The organism is Pseudomonadota bacterium (assembly GCA_039196715.1).
GTDB lineage: Bacteria > Pseudomonadota > Gammaproteobacteria > CALCKW01 > CALCKW01 > CALCKW01.
Genome location: JBCCUP010000012.1, coordinates 57,732 through 79,204, shown reverse-complemented (window position 1 = coordinate 79,204; position 21,473 = coordinate 57,732). Strand labels below are relative to the sequence as shown.

Sequence of the window (21,473 nt, the reverse complement as noted above, 5' to 3'; positions counted from 1 at the left end):
TCGTCTTGTCTTCATAAACACTCCTAGCGGCCACTATGGCTCTTTTCTGAAGTGTCCGAGATGGCGGGGTAGAACCCATCACTGCAATTCAAACACAAAGGTCACGCCGCGGTTCTTGCTAGCGACGATATTGTCTTGCCTGACATGGCTAGTCTGCTTGAATGTCGAGTAGGGCAGTGATTCACCGAGGCAAATGATGGAGTTGGTGTCATTCGGGTATTCGAACACTGTTGCCTTCTTGCGTCGAAGAGTGCGTAAGAAGCAGTAGTTTTCGAGCAAGTAGAGCACTTCTGTCTACTTTAGGTCGGATTGTTGGCGAAGAAGAGTTGTTCCTGCAGGCAAGGGCTCTCTTATATGAGCTTCCCCGTGGCATCATCGACGTACACTTGCCGCGTAGACTTGGGCGTTCGGTACCCGAATCAGTCGTATTCTGAGCCGTTGTGCGCTTTAACGCTAGTGTCGGTATGGGGCCAGTTTGGCCTTATTCACGGGTGGTATTGAACGTTTGCTCACATCCTGAAAGAGTCGAGATCGACGCGTGGCGACAGCATCTAGATTCTGAGTAGGCGAATTCAGCCACCGTACTGGGCTGGACATCTAATTCGTTCCGTCTCGCTTTGCGAGGACGAAACTCCCACAGGGGTAAGCGCGGTGACAAGGTTTGTGCTGGGTCAGCCGTGTCAACGTCCAAAGATAGGTGTGATTTCCTGATGGTTTTTTTGGGCGCCAGACCCACAAGAACACGGTGGCAGGTGTGCGGGCGCTCTCACAGGAATACCTATATATGCGCATAATATATATTATGTTAAATATCAATATGCGCGATATCAGTCACTTGGCGAAGTGCTACCCCGGCTCGGTGCCCGTGGCCACCAAGCGATGCACGGTACACTGTGCCCTCAAACAGCAGTGGCCGTGATCCGGCTGCACAGTGTCGGCCTCTCTCCGACAAGCGCCACGCGGTGCACTGCTCGCACGCCGGGCTCGACTCGATTTGTTCAGTCTCGCATCTGTGTCATTGCCACCAACAGCCAACCACCTGCCGGTGACGGCGGTGTGCATCTGTTTGGGTCGGGATTCGGTGAAATGACATGATCGCTCGCGCCCGCGCGCCTCACGCTGCCCGCCAGGTTGCTGGCCTTGGCCCGCGTCAACGGCACTCGGTAGGCAACGCATCCGCTGGAATCCCGAGCGAGGCACCCGGATGGGTCGTGCAATGCCACTGGATGATGCTCGGGCTGGATGTCGTGTCCATCACCAGCCACAGCCGCCGGTCTTCAAGCTCGCCCGCGCCCGGTCCGAAGTCCGCCACGATGCGCGCACCCGCACCGTCCGAGTACCAGTGAATGCGCTGGATATCGGCGTCGGCTGCCGGATCACTGAAGAATTCGTCGTTGTTGGCCGGCAAGGCCGCGCCAAGCGCCAGCGTCTCAAGCACCTGGGTTTTCGCGCCCTGCATCATGCCGTAGGCCTGGGACACCGTCGCTTGCTGCACGTAGCTGCGGTAGCTCGGCGCCGCAATGGACGCGAGGATGCCGATGACCGCGATCACGATCAAGAGCTCGATGAGTGTGAAGCCGCGCCGCTGTGTTGCTGTCATGAGATAGCCCTCCCAAGCGACGACATCGGCAGTGGACGAACAATCTTGAGTGCAGCGGGTTCAGGCCGCGCGGACGCTCGCACCTGCGGTGTCAGGCGTTGTCGACTTCGTCGATATCGCTGGTGAGTTCGTCGAGCATGACAAGCATACGGTTCTGCATGGCCTGCATGTGGTCGAGTCGCTGGCGCAACTGCGCAATCCTTTGATCCCGACCCAGAGCCTGCAGGTACTCGTCGTCACCGTCCAGCAGCCACGCCGGTGCCACGTTGAACACGCCCGCGAGCATCAGGAGTTTGTTCGCGCGTGGGGCGACCGCACCCGACTCCCATTTCTTGTACGAATCCGCTTTGACGCCGATGATTCGGCAGACCTCGGTGACGCTGAGTTCGTTGTCCTCGCGCGCCCGTTTCAGGCGCTCGTGTAGCGTTGGCATGTCTCGACCTGCGCTGTCAGTTAAGCCAACAAGTTTACCATCCACGCTCCACGCCGCGTTTCAACAAACGACGCACCCGTGCGTGTCAACCGCGTCAGGCCGGTGGCTGCATGCTGCGCCGTCACGCTACACGCTGTGGCGCGGATCGCATCCCCATGCAACGCTCAGGTGCCGATACCACGGCCACGGAGGTAGGCTTCCACCGACAGCGGTTCGAGGGTGGTCAGTCCCAACAGTGCACATTCATCGTCCGACAAGTCTGCGGTGTCGACGTTGTCCGCAAAGCGAACCTGCTGCTTGACATACGGGATGGTGTAGACGTGGTTTACCGCACGTCTGGCGCGCTGCGTGGTGTTGAAGCCGCCTTTGTGGAAAACCATGCAATCGAGCAGGATGTACTGGCCCGCCTTTGCCTCCACCTGGTGCTGGTGCCGGTGCACGTAGCTGTCCGACGGAAAGTTCGCGCTCTGGTGTGACGCCGGCAGCACCGAGGTCGACCCGTTCTCGAGCGTGAAGTCATCCACACAATACAAGGCGTTCAACGCGAGCGGCGTGCTCGATACAAAGTGTTGGTACGGCAGGTCCCGGTGCCAGTGCCGCTGGCTGTAGACCTCGTTGGGTGGGTTGATGATGCCGTTTTGCTGGTTGAGTATGAAGGTGCCGACAATCAGCTGCTGCAACACCTCCATCAACGGCCGGTTGGTCGCCAGCGGCAGAAAGGCTGATCGGGCCAGGGTGAGCGGGGCCCGGATCGTGTGGAACTCCCCTGCTTCGCGCAGCGCCTGCTCTCCCCATCGCGCGACGTACGCGGCGTGCGTCTCGTCGAAGGCGTCAGCCACCGCCTGGCGCTGCGCCTCGTCCAGACCGGCGTCGACCACCGTGTAGCCGAGCCGACGCACCGATTCGACATGTTCCGCGACGACCGAATCGGCTTCGTCCTGAAAAAGCACCCCGTATCGGCTTTCCGGTTCAACACTCATGGGCTGCCCTCCCTGACATCACCGCCGGCGCCGAGCGCAGCCGGATACGTGTGCACGGCACGCACGATGGTGTTCGGCCGCCGCTTGGTTTCTGAGAAGATTTTCGAGAGGTAGATCCCCACCACGCCGATGAAGGAGATCTTCATGCCGCCCAGCAACCAGATCGACGCGATCAGTGAGGTCCAACCGTCCACCGGGCGGGCCATGAACAGCCACTGCACGACGATGTACGCCGTGTACAGCATCGCGAAAAAGAAGATGAACACACCGACGTAGAAGATCGCGATCAACGGCGTGTTGCTGAACGAGGTGACAGAGTTGACAAAAACCGAGAGCTTCTTGCCCAGCGTGTACGTGGTGTCGCTGGTGGCGAGCTTCTGCACTGTGCACGGACGTTGTTCGAAACCGGTGATGTGCCAGAGGCCGGAAATGAGCACCTCGCGCTCTTCGTGGCTGAGCAGAGCGTCGACGTAGCGCCGTGACATCAGCCGCGCAGTCACAAGGTCCCGCGGCAGATCCAGCCGCGTCAGCTTCCGGTAGACGTAGTAATAGCAGTGGCCACTGAGCCGTTCGAACGCGTTGCCTTTTCGACGTGACTGCACACCGAACACGACGTCGCAGGCCTCGGCGTCCCGCTGCGCGCTGAACCTCAGCAGCCATTCCGGCTCTTCCTCGAGGTCGCTGTCGAGCAGAAAGACGCTGTCACCACGGGCGTGTGCCAAGCCGGCCATCATGGCCTTGTGGTGACCGAAATTCCGCGAAAGGTCCACAACCACCAGGTGCGGGTTGTCTTGTGCCAGTGCCGTGGCCACGGCCAGGCTGCTGTCGGGCGAACCGTCGTTGACCAACACGATTTCGTAGTCGCCACCGACAAGCTGCTCGGCGGCCGCGCTCGCGCGCGCGCAGAACGCGTGGATGTACCGCTCGGAACAGTACAGGGTCGATACGATGGAAAGCTTCATACGGCTCGTCAACGGGTCGCGTGGAGTGGGCGCAGCCGACGGCACGGGTCCCGGCAGGCGACACGCCGCCCGGCAGCCAGACGCGTCCACCGTGCGCTTTCAGTGTAGTCGACCGGCGTTGAGACCGCTGAGCGGCGCGTGTCAGGACGTGGCCGCAGGCGTCCGCGCCGGCACGCGCGCCGCAGCGGTCAACGCCTCGACCACCCGCGCCTGGTGGCTCGGCGTCAACCCCGACCACAGCGGCAAACGAATCAGCCGGGCGGACTCGCGGTTCGTCACTGCGAGCTCGCCGTGTGCACGGCCGAAGCGCGCGCCGGCCGGCGAGGTGTGCAACGGCACATAGTGGAACACCGAACCGATCTGCTGGGCCTGAAGCGCGCTGAGCACCTGTGCGCGGTCGACCTCCGCGGCCAACAGAACGTAATACAGGTGCGCGTTGTGCGTGCAGTCGGCCGGGATGACCGGTCGCCTGAGCACGCCCTCGGCTTCCAACGGCGCCAACAGGGCGTGGTAGCGGTTCCACGCCACCAGGCGTTCTTCGGTGATGCGGTCCGCCTCGGACAGTTGCGCCCAGAGAAACGCGGCGATCAGCTCACCGGGCAAGAACGAGGAGCCGACGTCCTGCCAGGTGTACTTGTCCACGTCGCCGCGGAAGAAGCGACTGCGGTCGGTGCCCTTCTCGCGGATGATTTCGGCGCGGGTCGCCAGCGCAGCGTCGTTGACCAGGAGCGCACCGCCCTCCCCGGAAATGACGTTCTTGGTCTCGTGAAAGCTGTAGGTGCCGAGGTCGCCCAGACTGCCGAGCGCCCTGCCCTTGTACTGCGCCATGACACCCTGCGCGGAGTCCTCGACCACGCGCAGGTCGTGGCGCGACGCGATGGCGAGAATCGCGTCCATGTCACAGGCCACACCGGCGTAGTGCACCGGCACGATGGCGCGCGTCCGCGGTGTGATGGCCGATTCGATCAGCGTCTCATCGAGGTTGAGTGTGTCGGGCCGGATGTCAACAAACACCGGCACACCGCCGCGCAAGACAAAGGCGTTGGCCGTCGAGACAAAGGTGTAGGACGGCATGATGATCTCGTCGCCCGGCTCGATGTCCAGCAGCAGCGCAGCCATCTCGAGCGCAGCGGTGCACGAGTGCGTCAACAACGCCGACGCGGTCCCGGTGCGAGACGCCAGCCAGGCGTGGCACTGCTTCGTGTACGGACCGTCTCCCGCGAGCATGCCGCTGGCATAGGCCTCGGCAATGTGCTTGAGCTCCTTGCCCGTCGTGTGCGGCCAGTTGAAAGGGATGCGATCGGGTGTCTTGCTCATGGCGTTCCTGTCCCGGCGCGCCGGACTCCGAAAAACCTTAGCACAGCGGCCAACAGCAGCAGCGACCAGAACACGTGTGCAATCCAGGCGTGGCGCACATACGGCACAAAGTCGAGCTGTACCTCTTTGACTCCCGGCGCAAGCAACACCCCTTGAAAGACTTGATTCACTGGCACCGTTTCGGCGTCTTGCCAGCCTGCGGTGGTCAGCGCCTTGGCCCGCCAGTGCCGGTGGTACTTCTGGCTCAACACCAACGCCATCGGGCCGTCAGTACTCACGTGGAATGCGACGCGGTCGCCGAGATCTAGGTGCTTCTCAACCGGCCACCATGCCCGATCGCGCGGGTCGCCAAGGGCGAGCCCGGCACCGTCTCGGTCGGACCGGGTGACCCGCACCTGAATGGCCTCGCCCATGCGATCACGCACGCGGTGCAAGTGCACACCCGCTTGCGTGCCGATCTGCTCGAGCCCGGGGTCGTCGAGCGGATCGATTGACAACAGGAGGCCGACGTTGCTGATCCAGAGCGCCGAATCGCCTAGCGAGGGTGACACGAAGCCATTCCAACGGCCGTGGGTGCTCACGCCGCCACCCAATGCCTCGATGTGAGTGTGGTACCGCCGCGCTGACAGACTGTTGTAGCTGTGCAGTGACGGCAAGCCGAGGCCAGCGTTCAGGTTGGGCGGCATGAATCGCATTTCCGGGCTTGCAACAAGGTAACGACTGCCTGCTGGCAAGGCCGCACGCACCGCGTCCACGAACGGCGAGTTCACTGCAATGGTCTCGGGTCGCTGCCGAATCATCAACGGAAAGGCCGTGCTGACAAGTGTCATGATCAGTGCCGCCAGCACACCCACGCGGTGCACTTGACCCCGGTACGGAACAAGCACCGCCAGCACCGCACAGGTGATCAAAACGAAGCCCCAGCGTGTTGGCCAACCCGCGTGTCGGCCGTAGAGTACAGCGACTACCAGGCAAAGCCCGATCAGGCCGACCGACACCGCCATCGCACGCCCGACCGCGCCTGATCGCCTGAGTGCGGCGTCGACCGACAGCACGAGGATGACCGTCATCGGCAACAGGATGCTGCCGAGCGGCGTACTGCGAGACAGGTTAAAACCGAGGTGTTCAACACCGAAGGCGTACAGCGGGTGAATGAAGGCCAGGGCCAACAACACCAGCACGGCAAGCCACCAACCCCAGGTGTCACGCAGCGAGGCGAACACCGCCAGCACGATGAACACACCCGCTAGCGCAGTCAGGCTATGGCCGTTGTAGTCGGCGGGATACTGCGACGAAATCGGGTTGCCAAACACCTCTGGAAACACCGTCAGCGACAACATTCGAACCACCCCTTCCATTCCCTCGAGGGTCGGTAACACGGCGAGGAAGAATTCGGTGTCGGTGTGGAGCCGGGTCGACTCCACCGCAGCCACGGCGATGTCGAGGTATACCGGCAGGGCTAACAGTGCGCCGACCAGGATGGCCGACGCGGCCTGCGTGGCGAATCGCACCGCGGACCGCGCGTCGGTTGCCGCGAGCGAGGCTGCCAACCACAGCGCATAGCCGCCGAGCAGGTAGATCTTGAACACCACCGGTTGCGGGTAGCCGGTCATCAGGGCGCTGTAGCCGCTGAAGGCGATTGCCGCCCAAGCCACCAGATCCCCGCGCCTGTGCAGGCGTGCGAGGCCCCACAACGCCCCTGCCGCCCAGCACCACACTGCGGTGAACATGGGAAAACTCAGCCAGTACATGAGCATGGGCGACGCGGCAAAGCTGACGCCGCCAATCAGCGCCGCCGCCGGGTCGGCGTCGAGCTCGCGCGCAAAGAGCACGATGAACAGCCCTCCGAGCGCGCAGAACAGCAGCGTGATCGTGGTGATAAAGCGCCACGGACTGTCGGTGAGTGCCGCGACCGCCCAGGCAACCGGGTACGCGGGACTGAACGCCGAGAGGTGGTACAGCGGCCGGCCCATCTCGGTCGCGTCGGTCCACAGGGCGAGCCAGCCGGACCGCGGTGCACGCATGTGTTCGGCCACCTCGGGCACGTACGCCAGCGCGTAGTCGTTGAACTTGCGGTTCTCCAGCATGGGCGGATTGCCTGTCGTGACCGGCGCACCGATTTCGATCTGTTGGCGGTGCGGTGCGACCACATCGCGCACGAAAACGGCGAACAACACCGCCATGAGCAGCGCGTACCAGAGGAATGCCGCTCTGTAGGTCGTGACCGACAGGACACTCACCGGTTTACCCCGGTTTCCGGGCCACGACCAGCCTCGACCCGCCGACCGGCAGATTGACACCGAGTCCGATCACCCGGCGTTCGAGTGCCAGCAAGGCGTAGAGCGCGCGGTCGATCACCGGGTTGATCTCGAGTTCGGTGGCGGGGTCGAAATCGCCGTCGGCGTGGCGCAGTCGAGCCCGCGACACCGCCATCAGGGGCAACAACACGGTGACGAAGGATGTGCTGCGTTCGACAGTGAACCCGGCCTGCTCCGCCTTGGCCTCCAACTCCCCGCGCCGGTATCGCCGCACGTGGCAGGCGTAGTCGTCGGTCACGCTCCAGAGCCGCGGGTGCTGCGGGACCGACAGCATCACACAGCCGCCCGGTTTGAGCGCCTGCCAGACCTGGGCCAGCACCGCCTCATCCTCGTCGATGTGCTCCAGCACGTCGAAGGCCCCGACCACGTCAAAGGCGTCGACAAAGGGCAACTGCCGTGCGTCCATTTGCATCAGCTCGGCGGTCGGCAGGCGTTCGGCGGCGAACGGGATGCCGGACATGAAGATCTCCGAACCGCACAGTGCAAGCTGCGGGTACGCCGCCGCCATGCCGGAGAGGACATAGCCGGTGCCGCAGCCGATCTCGAGCACACTGTGCGCACCGGGCGCGTGGCGACCGAGCGCCCAGAGGATGAGTTCGTTGCGCGAGCGGAACCAGAAGTTCTTCGCTTCCAACTCGGCGAGTTTCGCAAAATAGTGCGGCTTGAACCCGCCCCCGCCCTCGGCCAACGCAGGCGCATGCGCGAGGAAGCCGTCCAGGCGCTTCGGTGCGAACCCACATGAAGGGCAGGTCCAGCTCTCGGTGTCGAACGCCGTGTGGCAGGCCAGACAACGCTTCATCTTCGCTCCGGGTTGGACTGGGATGGTGTCGACTGAAAGACGTACCACCGTGACACAAAGAACAGAAACACCGCCACCACGACGATGGCGACCGCCTGCACCGCCTGGTGCGGGAAGCCCAGGCTGTCGACAAACACCAGCAGCAGGCACAGGTTAACCAGGTACCCCAACACGTGGGCAATCAGGTAGCGTCCCCCTGCTCGACCGATGTGTCCGTCGTTGTTGAAAGTGAACCGGCGGTTGGCAAAAAATGCAGCCACGGCGCCAGCAACATACAGGCCTGTCATGACCACCTTCGGCGACGCCCAGACCCAGGTCAGCAGCAGGTAGACTGCATAGCCGCCAACATTGGTGAGCACGCCGACGATGCCGTAGCGCAGCAGCTGTTGGAACACCGGGCCGCGCACGCCGCGCCGCAGGGCCTCAATCATCGAGCACCGCCAGACCGAAACCCGACTTGCCGTAGCCGTTGCCGTTGTAGAGCATCAGGCGTGTGTCACCGTGGTCGAACACGTAGGGGTAGGCAACCATCTCGGCGTCCCATCCGCTGTCCGATACCGTGATGCCGGCCTCGTCGAGCGCGAGCACCCAGTGGGTGCCGTCAGCGCTGTGGGCGTAACCGATCCGGTAGGCTTCACCTGCACCGCTGCGGTACGAAAACCACATGTCCAGGCCACCTGACTCGCCCGGCACCACCGTGGGCCGTGAAAACGCCTGGGCCGTGCCCAGCGTGTAGGGCACAGCGAGCCCGGTGCGCGTCCAGTGGTGGCCATCCTTAGAGTGCGCGTGGTGCAGGGTGTGCAGCATTTCGCCGTTGCCGGCGTCCCAACTGCGGGTCGAGCCGTACCACATGTCGTATCCACCGCCTGGGCGCGGCAGGACCCACGGGTAGGACAGGCTGATCGGATCGACCGGGTCCACGCCGAGCAGAGGGGCGTCCGAGTCGAGCCGCAAGCCGAGGTCCGCGTCGAGGCACAGCCGTCCGATGTCGCCGCGCCAATGCGCGTCAGCGGGTGCCTGCCAACCCATGAACAACATGTAGCGGGTCTGGCCCACCGTGTAGCAATTGGCAATACTGACCCCGTCGGCGAAGAAACTGCCAGCGGGACCGTGCTCGAACACCGGCTCGGCGTGCTCGGCCTCCACGCGCCCGGTCGAGACGCTGATGTCGACGGCGCCCACCGAGGAGCGGTTGTGCTGATCACGACCGCTGTAGAACACGCGGTAAACATCACCCTCGAGGTGGACCGGCAAGGGGTTGGCCGCGTGCGAGCGGAGTTTCGGGTGCGGTCGCCGTGCGTCCGGCACATACACCCGGCCGTGCTTTCGCCAGCGTCGTGTCACAGGTTGCGCAGCCGCGTGCTCGGCACGCGCGCCCGCTCGGTGGCCTGGCCGATGTACACACCCTCCGGTTCCGCGTCCGCGAGCAGCAAGGCGCCAGCGCCGATCACGCAGCGGTCCCCCACGCTGATGTGGTCGCGCAGGGTGGCGTTGACCCCGAGAAAGCACTGCTCACCCACCGTCACGCCCCCCGAGATGACCGCGTGGGACGCGATGAAGGTGTGGTCGCCGATCGTCGAATGGTGGCCGATGTGGTTTCCGCTCCACATCGTGACGTTGTCGCCAACGACAACGAAGGGCTGCACCGTGTTGTCTTCGAGGATGAAACAGTTCTCGCCGAACGCCTCCCCGTTGAGGATCGAGGCCCGCGTGCTGATGTAACTCGCCAGGGTGTAGCCGAGGGCTTTGGCCGCATCGAACTTTTCCTTGCGCACACGGTTCAGCTTGGCGTAACTCAGCGCGACGAACAGGTCGCAGTGCGCCGGCGGGAAACGGTCAGCGAGGTCCTCGAAGGCGACCACGGGCAAGCCACAGAAGTCGCCGCCCGGCAGGTAGTCCCGGTCGACCGTGAAACCGACCACGGTGTAACCGGAGTCAGCACTGAAATAGTGGTGAGCCAGTTGCGCGATGTCACCCGTGCCGAAAATGACGAGCTCGGTGGTCATACGGTTTTCCTCACGATGACAGTGAATTCGTAGAGACCGTAGTCGTGCAGCAGCGCCACGTTGCGGGCATACCGCTGCTTGCAAATGTCGAATACCTCACCCGGGTTGACGTAGTAGAGGTCATCCCGCTGCCTGTCGGGATCCGAGTAGGACGTCAGGCAGTTGAACGCGAAGCCGCGCCGGCTGGTCGCGTCCAGCGCGTCCAGTGTGTCGAGCATGTAGGCACGCCACTCGTCGTCGGCGCGGTTCAGGCGCACGTTGAATATGCCACTGGCGACCCCGTAGTCGCTCTCGCGGGTCGGCGTCGACGCGGCGGTGAACGTCGCGTCCGGTTGAGACTGCCAACGTGTGCGTGCGCTGTCGAGCATCTCGCTCGACACGTCGAAGCCGTGGTAGCGGACACCCGAATGGCGGCTCAGCAGGTAGTCGAGCAGCGCCCCGTAGCCGCAGCCGAGGTCGTTGAGCGAAAAGCCGTCGCGGTCCGGCTCGATGACCTTGCACACTTCGGCAAAGCGGGCGTGCTGGCCGGCCTCGTCATTCCAATCGACCCCGCGTGGCGTCTCACCGTGCTCGGCGATCTTGCCGGCGTAGTAGCGCGAGACCTGGTCGATCAGGCCGTCTCGGGTATCCGTCATGCCGCACTGCCCCATCGGCTCGGCCGACACACTGGCACGTCGGGTTGCGTCGCGTGGGCGCTAACTGCCCTGCTCGCCACCGCGCCGTCAGCCGGCGTACACGCGCCACTCAGGGGCATGTCACGAACCTCATGCTGTGCGGGGCGTCACGCCCGCAGTTGAACAACAGGTCGAGCACGCTGACGCCGTGTTCGAAGTCTCCCCAGAGTTGCGGGTACGCCGGGTAACCCGCGTAGTCGAACCACCGGACCTCGATGCCGGCGCGCGCGAACACGTTCTCGTCCAGGTAGGCCTTGGCCGCCGGCCCGGACACATAAACGCTGCCGCCGGCCGCCTGGCACAGGCTGGCCAACCGCTCGGACCGGTCGCCCTCGGCGGCGTAGTCCCAGGAATTGCTGATCGTCGTGTTGATCCCGAGCACGCGGCACACCGCCTCGATCAGCTGGCGGTTGAGCGTCGAGAGGTGCGTGGGCGGCGCGCCGCGGTAGATCGGCTCGAGCCATTCGGCCACGTCCGCAAAGCACGCAGAGCGGCGGTAGTTCTGTTCGAGGGCATGCCAGTGTTTGGCCGCCCACGCGGTGCCGTCGATCTCGGTGTCACGGATGCGCTGGTGGTACTTTCCCTTGACCCGCACCGGCACCGTCAACCACCGCAGGCCGTCAGCGGTCTTGATGCGGTTGCGGTTGCGCCAGTCCCGTCGCGTGTACTGCATGTCGTCGTAGAGGACGAACTCGTCGACCGCGGCGATGAGGTCGAAATAGCCCCTCCAGGGTATGTAATTCGACTGGACAATCGCGACGGTCTTGCTCATTCGGCAACCGATCGTGCCCGGTAGATCTGATACGCCTCGACGTCGGGAAAGGCCACGCGTTCGAAGTGGGTGCGCACGAATGCGTCGGTCAGCGGGTGTGTGTTCTTAAAACGCAAGTCGTCGCGGTTGTCGAGCGCGAAATCAAGGATGAAGGCCATGCCCGGGTCGGCGGCGCGGATACGCGCAATCTCCGCCTGTTCGAACGCGTGACTGCGGGGGAACAACGCGTAGATCTCCCAGTTAGGCGCTTCACGTTCGAGCAGCGCGTAGGCGCCTGGCCAAAACGGCGCGACGTACACCGATCGCCCGTCTGGCGCAAACGCCTCAGCGAGGCGACGCAGTTCTGCGATTTCACGGGCGTTGATTGGGTGGGCCAGGATCCGCTGATCGGCCACATCCACGCTCTCGCACGGGTGAACAGCCAGGCAGCGCCAGCCCGGGTGGTAGATGTACATGACCCAGACGCTGGCCAAGCACAGCAGAGCGGAGGCCGCGAATTTCAGCACCGGTGTTCGCCCCGACAGCCAGACCAGGGCGCCGACCAACGCCGGAAAAATCCCGAGCGCCAGGTGGCCGACGTCAGCGCGGGAATAGGCGAAGTGGGCGTACGGCAAGGCCAGAAAAGCCGATGCCACAAGTGCGCGCTCCACCCCGAGACCGGCCCACCGCCGGTACGTGACCCAGGCCAGGGCCGCGAGCGAAAACGCTGGAATCGCGATGAAGAACACCCCTATCAGAAGCTGGCGTACGGCCTCCCCTGTGGGCAACACCGAGACTGGCACCCTCCACGGCCAGGGTATCGGCAAGGGCAGGTTCGTCGCCTGCACCTCAAACAGAAACACGATGCTGTTCCAAAACGCCAAGGCAAATCCCGGGACCACCAACACCATCAAAATGACGGGCACAAACCCCAACGTGACGCCGAGCCCCCACACGAAGACGCGGCGCACAAGAGGCACGTCTGTCGCCCCGCCGATCGAGAGCCACCCGATCGCCGCGAGGCTCGCCACTGCAGCGTACACACCGTGATTGCGACCAAACACCGCCACGAGACCGACACACAGGCCACAGAGGAAAAAGCGGCGCAGCACGGGTTTGCTGATCAGGTAGGTCAAAGCACCGGTTGACACCAGGGACAGGGTGATGTCGAACAGCTTGTGCCGGGGGTACATCCACACCAGCAGCGTCACCAACGAGATTGCGAGAAACACGGCGCTGGAGCGGTTTCCCGCCGGCAGCGACTTCGCGATCAACAGCAGTCCGGCACACAAACCGAGCGTCTGAAACACTGCCACCGCAGCGCGCACGGCCATGATGCCGTTGCTGTCCATCAGGGCCAAGCCGAGCGCTGTCCAGTAGTAGCGGCCCGGGTCGTAGGCCATAAAATCGCGAATAGGCACGTCGCCGAGCAACACGCGCTGCGCGCCGTACCACAGGAAGCCCTCATCCCAGAGGTTGATTCCTTTGTTGCCCTGCCACCAGAACAGCAGCAGCACCGTGACGCCCGCAACCGCCATCAACCCGAGCGTCGAGCGGCTGTCCTGCGTGCGTGTGTGGTTCATGGTGTTGGCAACCGGAAGCGGTACAGTGTGAATCCGAATTGAACGTGTGACGGCGTATTGAGACGATCGCGCATTGCGCCGTACAGCGACCCGCCAGGACACGCGCAAGGTCCGTGCGCGATCCCACGTTCGCACAGACATCTGGCGTACCTCCGAATAGTAGTACACAGGCCTCCGGTGCGAGTCGAAAGGGCCCCGCGACACGGTGCACGCAGGCGCCGGTGACGACAGTTGCTTACACTGGTCGGCCCGACTATCAAACGAGGAACATCCGTGAACGCAGACGCGCTCAAACAGGCCGTGGCCGTGCGCTTCGGCACCCCCTGTGCCGTCATCGACCTCGATGTGGTCGAACGCAACATCGCCACCGCACAACACCGCTGCGACGCAGCCGGTGTTGCCAATCGCCCGCACATCAAGACGCACAAGTCGCCCTTGCTTGCGCGCTGGCAACTCGACGCCGGCGCGACCGGTATCACCTGCCAGAAGCTCGGCGAAGCCGAGGTGATGGCGGCCACCGGCATCGAGGACATCCTGATCGCGACCAACCTGCTCGGTGCCGCGCGCTGTGGCGCGCTTGCAGACCTGCAGCGGCGCACGGCACTCACCGTGTGCGCCGACAGCTCAGTGACGCTCACAGCCTACAGCCAGGCCGCCGCCGATGCCGAGCGGCCGCTCGATGTGGTGGTCGAATGCGACACCGGTCAGCACCGTGCGGGCGTCGAAACCCCCGACGAAGCGCTGGCGCTGATCGACGCGATCGAGGCCGACCCGCACCTTCGCTTCGCCGGTTTGATGTACTACCCGCCGCTCGACGGGTGGCCCGCGACGCAACGCTTCCACGACACCGTAGTGCAAGGCTTGCAGAACCGCGGCCTGACCGCTGCGATCGTGTCGACCGGTGGCACACCGAATTTCGCCCACATCGGCTCGCTCGAAGGTGCCACCGAACACCGCGCCGGCACCTGCATCTTCAACGACCGCATGATGGTCCGGGCGGGCGTGGCCACACCGGCCGATTGTGCCCTGACGGTCTACACGACCGTGGTCAGCCGCGCGGGCGCCGAACGCGGCATCCTCGATGCGGGCTCCAAAACGCTGACCAGCGACACCGGCGGCGGCCTGGACGGGCACGGTGACATCCTCGAACACCCTGGCGCACGCATCCACAAGTTCGCCGAGGAGCACGGCTTCCTCGACCTCTCGGCCTGCAACGACAAACCGGCCGTCGGCGACGTCGTGCGCGTGGTGCCCAACCACGTTTGCGTGGTCGTCAACATGCTCGACCAGCTGGTCGCCGTGCGCGGCGACGAGATCGTCGACGTGATCCCGGTCGCCGCACGCGGCAAGCTGGTGTAGCCCCGCTACGACTCGCTGCTGCGGCGCGGGGTTGCGTGCTCCGTGCCATCGTGGAAGGAACCGAACACCCGGTCCCGGGGCACCTCTGCCTTGCCGCAGTTGTAATTTAAGTGGCGGTGGTGCAGCTGGCGAAAGAAATCGCCCGCGCGCATCGGCTGGCGCTCGCCGACCACAATGGACTCGAAGCCCGAGTGCGAGAAGGCCGGGCTCAGGCCCTGCACACAGGCGTGGAACCAGACGTGGGTCATGTGCGAGAGCACCACGAGGTGTACCGCGAGCGACGAGAAGGACATCAGCGTTCCGATCGGGTGCATCGGGATGCCCGACCACGGTCCGATGTTGAAGTTGCGGTGGTGCAGGCTGTGCGCCAGCTTGCAGAACGGCGGCCAGTGCAGCAGCCGGTGGATCCCGTAGAAATGGAAACTCGACCAGAGCGGGATCAACACGAACCAGAGCGCAAACCGGACCGGGTTGTCTGCGAGTCGGAATGACGGCGCTTGGCCGTTGGCCGCGGCCCGGACAATCAACGCCTCCCAGACGATCCAGGCCGTGACGCCGCTGGCGAGTGACCAGAACACCTTGTCATGCACCTGGTTGCGAAAGGTGAACGCGCGGCTGTCCCGCGCCTGCTCGCGGTGATCGAATTTGCGTTGCCGCCCCTGCCCCTTGAGCGTGATGAACCCGAGGCGCAGGCCGCCCGCGACCACGGCCAACAACAGCGCGTTGCGCAACCGGAGCTGTGCCACCCCGGCGGCCTCCAGCGTCCGCACCTCGGCCCTGTCGAGCTGCAGGGCGGCGAACACGCACCAGGCGAGGCCGAACGAAACCGTCACCGAGCCGAGTGCCACCCAGTATCGGCTGACCCACCGCAGCCAGGCCAGCGGCCGTGGCGGCCAGTCGAACACAGGCGACAACGACACCGGACCAGCGGCTTGTGCGCCCGTCGGTCGCGGGGTGCGTCACCCACAGAAACTCCCCATCGAGGTCTGCGTGTGGCGCGAGCCTGTCACGCAGAATCGCCCGGCTTTGACCACCTCTTACTGACACACAGGCAATTTTCAATTGCGAATTATTATCATTTGCATTAATGTAGGGTAGCGTGCACGTCAATCCACCGTACTTCTCCCCGGACAAACCGATGGACACACCGCAAAACCCCTCCGCGACCGTGACCCACCTGACGCTGGAGCGCCGGGGCCTACACACACTTGATTCAGGCGCGCTGTGCTACCTGGTCGGGCTGACGCTGGATGATCAGACGCTACGAAACGTCATGGCGTGGTTCGTCACCAACCCGCCGAACAACCCTGGCGTCCGCCACGCGTGGGCCATTCAGGCGTCGCAGATTGCCGACCACCCGTTCACCGCGTGGTACACGGATTGGCTCGACGCCGAGTACCACCACGAAGTCGCGCTCTTCGGGGCCGTGCGGCGACCCGAGCAACTCGCACGCTTGTGGGCCCAGCTGCACGACGAAGGCCGCAGCCCGGGGGCGTGGTGGGCCCTGCTCACGCACCCCCGTGTCACCGACGAGCTGATCCAACGAGCGGGTTCCGATTTGCACATGTTGGGACACAACACGGCACGCGAGGTGTCTGCACATAAGGAGCACATCGCGGCGTGTGAGAATCGGATTGCCGAGTTGCAAGCCGAGCTCAGTCGTGTGAAGCGGGAGGCCCAGAGCCTCGCCACACTGCACGCGCGGGAAACCACACGGTGGGTCGAGCGTCTCGCTGCCGCGCAAAGGCACATTGTCGACTTGCGCACCAGTGTGGCCTCGGGACCAGACGGGCCGACCGCCACGACCGTGGTAGACCCCCAAACTGCAAGCGATGTCCGGGCCTGCGTGCTCTGCGTCCGAGATGATGAAAGCAGTGGCCCCTGTGTGTTCCGCGGCCCGTCCGACCACCCGAGTTGGCGGCTGTGCCAGGCACACGACGCGCAGCTGCTGGACCACATCGCCGAGGCCGACGTGGTCGTGTGTGACACCGAATCGACCATGCGTTCCGAGCAGGCGTTTGACTTCTGTCGACAACGTGGTACGCCTGTGTTATTCCTGAACCAACCCTTCAGCGATGCCACCGTGCCCCTGGTGGAACGCCTGACCCAGTCTTTCGAAGCCAACTGAGCGGTACTGAACATGACCAGCCTTCGCGCCAGCGTCCCCCTTATCCTTCTCTCTGCAGTCAGCACGCACGCCGTCGCCATGAGCAGCGCGCCCACGCAACGCGCGGTGGTCGACCACGCCGCCGCCCTGGCTGCGGCCGTGTACGGCGATTCGCTGACATCGGCGCAAACCATGAGCAGCGCGATCGACGCCTTTCTCGCGGCGCCCTCTGACAGCACCTTGAACGCGGCACGCGACGCCTGGGTGGCGGCCCGCGTGCCCTACCAGCAGACCGAGACCTTCCGGTTCGGCAACCCCTGGGTCGACGACTGGGAGGGCAAGGTCAATGCCTGGCCGCTCGACGAGGGGCTGATCGACTACATCGCCGGCGACGGTGCGAGCGAGGACAACCCGTACGGCGGCCTGAACATCATCGCCAACGCCCAACCGACCATCGGCGGCCAGCAGATTGACGCTGCTGCGATCACACCGGCACTGCTCGGCGAGACGCTTCAGGAACTCGACGGCATCGAGTCGAACGTCGCGACCGGCTACCACGCAATCGAGTTTCTGCTCTGGGGTCAGGACCTCAACGGCACACAGCCGGGTGCCGGCGAACGAGCGGCCAGCGACTTTTCACTCGAGGCGTGCACCAACGCGCCGTGTGACCGCCGTCGTGCCTACCTCGAGGCGGCGACCGAGCTGCTGCTGACGGACCTGCAGGACGCTGTTGACGCCTGGGCGGACGGCGGCGAAGCCCGCGCGGCACTGACCGGGCTCGACGACAACGCGGCCGTTGCTGCCTTGTTCACGGGCATGGGCAGCCTCGCCTACGGCGAACTCGCCGGCGAGCGCATCAACCTCGGGCTGCAGTTGCACGACCCGGAAGAGGAACACGACTGCTTCAGCGACAACACCCACGCCTCGCACTACAACGACCTCGTCGGCATCGAGAACCTCTACACCGGTTCCTACACGCGCATCGACGGCAGTGTGCTCGAGGGCCCGTCGATTGCCGACCTGGTGGCTGCCAGTGACGAGCGCACAGCCGAACTCATGGCACAACGCTTCGAACAGGCCAACGGGGCGATGCTGGCGATGGTCGACTCCGCAACTGCCGGCAATGCGTTCGACGTCCTGATTGGCGAAGGCAACGCCGAGGGCAACGCCGTGGTCCGCACCGCGGTCGAGTCGCTGGTCGACCTGACCCGTGCCATTGAGCGCAGCGCGACACGGCTTGGCGTGTCCGGCATGGACACCCTCGACTCAGACGCGCTCAGCGAGTTCTGATCCGTGCGCGTGTCTCTGGGACGCGCCACGCCAACGTCGACATGCACCGCCGGGGCCCGCCACACGCGCCCGGCGGTGGTGTGTGTCGCCCTGATCGGCGCCGCGTTGGCCGGCGCGCTGACGGCGGAACCCCGTTTACCGGGGGGTCACACCACCCACACCCGTGCGGACAACCGGCAGAGCTTTTCGCACGCGTCGACAAACCTGCCCGCATCCGAGCGCATGGCGTTCACCCTCGGCAACGCGATCTTTCGCAAACGCTGGGTTGCAAGCCCGGCCAGCACCGCGAGCAGCGACGGTCTCGGTCCGCTTTACAACGCCCGCTCCTGCCAACGCTGCCATGTCAAGGACGGGCGGGGCGCGCCGCCCGGCGTGCTGCCCGTGCTCGGTGTCAGCGGCAGCGTGCTCGCGCTGCGCGCGCACGACGGACAGGGCGGCGACCCGGTGTACGGAGCCCAGCTGCAGGATTTCGGCGTGCCGGGCCTCGCGGCCGAAGGGCGCCTCAACGTCGAGCCGGAGTCTGTCCTGCGCCACGGCCAGACGCTCACGCGGTGGGGCATCGGCGTCTCGGCGCTGGCGCAGGGACCACTCGACCCCGACACACGAGTCAGCCTGCGCGTCGCGCCCCAGATGATTGGACTGGGCCTGCTCGAAGCCATCCCGGCTGATGCGATTCGCGCTCAGGCCGATCCCGACGACCGCGACGACGACGGCGTGAGCGGACGCGCAGCCGCCCTGCCCGATGGCAGTCTCGGCCGCTTCGGCTGGAAGGCCCACTCGCCCACCGTGCGCGACCAGAGCAGCATTGCCTTCCTCACCGACATGGGTCTTAGCACGCCGGCCCGCCCGCACGCGGCGGGTGATTGCACAGCTGAACAACGCGACTGCCGACATGCGCCGCACGGACCGGGCGAGGACGGTGTCGAAGTCAGTGACAAGATGATGCGCTGGGTCACGTTCTACGCGAGTCACCTCGCACCGCCGCACCGGCCGGACGCCGACGCGAGTCACATCGTGCGCGGCGAGACCCTGTTCCATGAGGTCGGCTGCGCGGTGTGCCACACGCCACGCTGGCAAACCGGGCCCAGTGCGTTCCCGGCGCTGGCGAACCAGACCATCTACCCCTACACCGACCTGCTGCTGCACGACATGGGTGCGGGTCTCGATGATGGCGCCCCCGGCACCGTCGCGAGCAGCGCGGAGTGGCGAACACCGCCGCTCTGGGGTCTCGGACGGATACGCGATGTCAACGGACACCTCAGGCTGTTGCACGACGGCCGCGCAGACGGCGTCAGCGAAGCGGTCGCGTGGCACGGCGGCGAAGCCGAGGCCAGCGCGACGGCCTTTTTTGCCCTCGATTCGGACGCCATGACGGACCTTGTGGCCTTTGTGGAGAGCCTGTGATGCGACGTTGTGGCCTGGTGTTGCTGTGGTTCGCGTTTGCCCCCGTACAGGCTGCCGAGCCCACACCTCTGGCGCGCCTGCTCAACGGGCTGGTGGTGGACTACGTGCGACCGGAGCTCACCGCCTGGCGCACGGACGCGGACCGTTGGCTGGCCGACCCCTGCGATGCGCGTCAAACAGCGATGTGGACAGCCCGATGGAAACGCATGTCTCCGCTGTGGTCGTTGCCACCGATGCGCTCACACCACGCACGGGAACGCCTCGGTCGCTACGCGCTGAGCCCGAAGCAACAACAGACCCTCGCCGGCTGGTCTGATCCGGGTGCACCGCCCACACTGCCCCTGCTCGCGCTGATCGAGGACGCGAGCACCGATTGTGACCGCGCGGGCGCTTTGGCTCCCCGCGTCGCTGCCGTGGCGGAGCCTGCCGCCTTCCGAATGTTGCTGGACGCCGTGGCAACGGAGTGGACGTCGCCGGACGGCAGCGGGGCCTTCTTCGATGAACTCGACGTCCTGCACGCCGTCTCACAACGTCTCGTGGAGCCCCTGCGCGCCCTGCTCGATCCCGAGCGCGAGCTGGACGAGCCCGCCGATGTCGTCTTGTCCCGCGCGAACACCGTGTTCTTTGCCGGCGCACCCGATCAGGGCTTTTACGCCGTTCGGGCCAGCCAGAACACCCTCGCCGCGCGCTCGCTGCAGGTGCTCAGGCAAGCCGGCGAGCTGCCGCCCGACACGCTGCTCGAAGCGTTTGATGCCGTGCTTGCAACCTGGCAGATCGGCGCGGGTTTCAACGCGTCAGACGGCGACTGAATGCGACGCCGTGCCCTGTTGGCAGCGCCCATACTGGCGCTCCCTACGCTGGCGCCGGCCCAGCAGACCGCCGCGTTTCGGGTCTATTCCTGCGCGCGAGACCGCACGGGCTCGCACCACCTCGCTGAAATCGACTGGCGCGACGGCACCCTGCGGCTGATCCCGTTGCCGGGACGCGGTCACCACGTGGCGGTGTCGCCGGAGACGCCGTGGTGCGCCGCCCCGGCGCGCCGCCCGGGCGACTGGTTGCTGCTCTGGAATCGACGCACTGACCACCACACCCTGCTCAGACCGCCAGCCGGATACTTTTTCACCGGACACGCGGTGTTTGCCGAGAACCCGCAGTTTCTCTACTGCAGCGCGCAACACACGAACACAAGCCGTGGCGCGGTTTTGGTGGTGGATACCTTCGCCCGAGAGCCGCGGTTCAGCGGTGCACTGGACACACACGGTATCGGGCCACACGCCATCGCCTTCGACCCTCGCCACCGCCATCTCGTCGTCTGCAACGGCGGGTTGCAAACGCACCCCGTGCGGCGACGCGAGGTGACAAACGCAGCTCATTTCGCCAGCTCGCTCGTTCGCCTGTCGTTGACAGGCGAACGTATCAGCCAGCACGTGGCCGAACCAGGCTTGAGTTTGCGACACCTGGATCTCGACAACACCGGGCGCGCGGTTGTCGCCGCGCAAGTGCCTGCAGGTGCCGCCGCCGGTGTCGACACGGCGCTGGTGTGGCTCGAGAACCCCATTGGTGGCCCGCTGCAAGCGGCGAGTTGGCAGCACGGCCTGCACCACACGCTGCAAGGGTACCTGGGTGATGTCCGCTGGCAGGGGCACGGCGACGTGATTGCCACGAGCGCACCGAGCGCCTCGGTGCTGCGGCTCGGCGAGCGGATCGCCGTGAACATGCACACCGACGTGTCCGGCGTCGCTGTCAGCCCGGTGGGCACCGTGTTGAGCGACGGCCTCGGTCGCCTGGTTGTGCACGGCGGGCGCAAACGGCGGTTCGACCTCGCTTTTGACAACCACCTCAGCTGCCTCGAGAGCTGATTGCCACCGGCATCGGTTGCAGAGCCCGCGT

20 protein-coding genes are annotated in these 21,473 nt (G+C 65.1%); 6 read left to right on the top strand and 14 right to left on the bottom strand.

The window, feature by feature from the left end:
- Positions 1-1,150: 1,150 nt before the first annotated feature.
- The 13 genes from AAGA11_06750 to AAGA11_06690 all read right to left on the bottom strand — a co-directional run bounded on the left by AAGA11_06750 (position 1,151) and on the right by AAGA11_06690 (position 13,423).
- Positions 1,151-1,600: a prepilin-type N-terminal cleavage/methylation domain-containing protein gene (locus AAGA11_06750; GenBank protein ID MEM9602543.1), complete on the bottom strand. Its 450-nt coding sequence runs from the start codon at positions 1,598-1,600 to the stop codon at positions 1,151-1,153.
- 91 nt (positions 1,601-1,691) lie between these two features.
- Complete coding sequence (locus tag AAGA11_06745) at positions 1,692-2,033, bottom strand: helix-turn-helix transcriptional regulator (protein MEM9602542.1); 342 nt, start codon at positions 2,031-2,033, stop codon at positions 1,692-1,694.
- A 164-nt stretch (positions 2,034-2,197) separates the two neighbouring features.
- Positions 2,198-3,013, bottom strand: coding sequence for a phytanoyl-CoA dioxygenase family protein (locus AAGA11_06740; GenBank protein ID MEM9602541.1), 816 nt, complete (start codon positions 3,011-3,013; stop codon positions 2,198-2,200).
- Positions 3,010-3,975: a glycosyltransferase family 2 protein gene (locus AAGA11_06735; GenBank protein ID MEM9602540.1), complete on the bottom strand. Its 966-nt coding sequence runs from the start codon at positions 3,973-3,975 to the stop codon at positions 3,010-3,012. The genes AAGA11_06740 and AAGA11_06735 overlap by 4 nt, the downstream gene beginning before the upstream one ends.
- Positions 3,976-4,116: 141 nt before the next feature.
- Complete coding sequence (gene rffA / locus AAGA11_06730) at positions 4,117-5,292, bottom strand: dTDP-4-amino-4,6-dideoxygalactose transaminase (protein MEM9602539.1); 1,176 nt, start codon at positions 5,290-5,292, stop codon at positions 4,117-4,119.
- Positions 5,289-7,532, bottom strand: coding sequence for a hypothetical protein (locus AAGA11_06725; protein MEM9602538.1), 2,244 nt, complete (start codon positions 7,530-7,532; stop codon positions 5,289-5,291). Before AAGA11_06725 ends, rffA begins: the two co-directional genes overlap by 4 nt.
- Positions 7,533-7,536: 4 nt before the next feature.
- Positions 7,537-8,409: a class I SAM-dependent methyltransferase gene (locus AAGA11_06720; protein ID MEM9602537.1), complete on the bottom strand. Its 873-nt coding sequence runs from the start codon at positions 8,407-8,409 to the stop codon at positions 7,537-7,539.
- Positions 8,406-8,840 (bottom strand): GtrA family protein, encoded by a 435-nt coding sequence (locus tag AAGA11_06715; protein MEM9602536.1) that lies wholly within the window; start codon positions 8,838-8,840, stop codon positions 8,406-8,408. Before AAGA11_06715 ends, AAGA11_06720 begins: the two co-directional genes overlap by 4 nt.
- Positions 8,833-9,753, bottom strand: a complete 921-nt coding sequence (locus AAGA11_06710; GenBank protein ID MEM9602535.1) for a hypothetical protein — start codon at positions 9,751-9,753, stop codon at positions 8,833-8,835. Before AAGA11_06710 ends, AAGA11_06715 begins: the two co-directional genes overlap by 8 nt.
- On the bottom strand, positions 9,750-10,415 hold the full coding sequence (locus tag AAGA11_06705) for an acetyltransferase (protein ID MEM9602534.1): 666 nt from the start codon (positions 10,413-10,415) through the stop codon (positions 9,750-9,752). Before AAGA11_06705 ends, AAGA11_06710 begins: the two co-directional genes overlap by 4 nt.
- A complete protein-coding gene (locus tag AAGA11_06700) occupies positions 10,412-11,050 on the bottom strand; it encodes a class I SAM-dependent methyltransferase (protein ID MEM9602533.1) in 639 nt (212 codons plus the stop codon). Before AAGA11_06700 ends, AAGA11_06705 begins: the two co-directional genes overlap by 4 nt.
- 109 nt (positions 11,051-11,159) lie before the next feature.
- Entirely contained in the window at positions 11,160-11,861 is a 702-nt protein-coding gene (locus AAGA11_06695) for a WbqC family protein (GenBank protein MEM9602532.1), read from the bottom strand.
- A complete protein-coding gene (locus AAGA11_06690) occupies positions 11,858-13,423 on the bottom strand; it encodes a hypothetical protein (protein MEM9602531.1) in 1,566 nt (521 codons plus the stop codon). Before AAGA11_06690 ends, AAGA11_06695 begins: the two co-directional genes overlap by 4 nt.
- Positions 13,424-13,696: 273 nt before the next feature.
- Here AAGA11_06690 and AAGA11_06685 point away from each other — a divergent pair, with 273 nt between their 5' ends.
- On the top strand, positions 13,697-14,782 hold the full coding sequence (locus AAGA11_06685; GenBank protein MEM9602530.1) for an alanine racemase: 1,086 nt from the start codon (positions 13,697-13,699) through the stop codon (positions 14,780-14,782).
- 5 nt (positions 14,783-14,787) lie between these two features.
- On the opposite strand, the gene AAGA11_06680 is transcribed toward AAGA11_06685, so the two are convergent.
- The gene (locus AAGA11_06680; GenBank protein ID MEM9602529.1) at positions 14,788-15,702 is read right to left on the bottom strand and encodes a sterol desaturase family protein; all 915 of its coding nucleotides are present in this window, start codon (positions 15,700-15,702) and stop codon (positions 14,788-14,790) included.
- A 218-nt stretch (positions 15,703-15,920) separates the two neighbouring features.
- On the opposite strand from AAGA11_06680, the gene AAGA11_06675 reads away from it, so the two are divergent.
- The 5 genes from AAGA11_06675 to AAGA11_06655 all read left to right on the top strand — a co-directional run bounded on the left by AAGA11_06675 (position 15,921) and on the right by AAGA11_06655 (position 21,442).
- Entirely contained in the window at positions 15,921-16,910 is a 990-nt protein-coding gene (locus tag AAGA11_06675) for an ATP:cob(I)alamin adenosyltransferase (protein ID MEM9602528.1), read from the top strand.
- A 78-nt stretch (positions 16,911-16,988) separates the two neighbouring features.
- A complete protein-coding gene (locus AAGA11_06670) occupies positions 16,989-18,179 on the top strand; it encodes an imelysin family protein (protein MEM9602527.1) in 1,191 nt (396 codons plus the stop codon).
- A 3-nt stretch (positions 18,180-18,182) separates the two neighbouring features.
- On the top strand, positions 18,183-19,583 hold the full coding sequence (locus tag AAGA11_06665) for a di-heme oxidoredictase family protein (protein MEM9602526.1): 1,401 nt from the start codon (positions 18,183-18,185) through the stop codon (positions 19,581-19,583).
- Positions 19,583-20,392, top strand: a complete 810-nt coding sequence (locus AAGA11_06660; GenBank protein MEM9602525.1) for a hypothetical protein — start codon at positions 19,583-19,585, stop codon at positions 20,390-20,392. Before AAGA11_06665 ends, AAGA11_06660 begins: the two co-directional genes overlap by 1 nt.
- On the top strand, positions 20,393-21,442 hold the full coding sequence (locus tag AAGA11_06655) for a DUF1513 domain-containing protein (GenBank protein MEM9602524.1): 1,050 nt from the start codon (positions 20,393-20,395) through the stop codon (positions 21,440-21,442).
- Positions 21,443-21,473 lie beyond the last annotated feature (31 nt).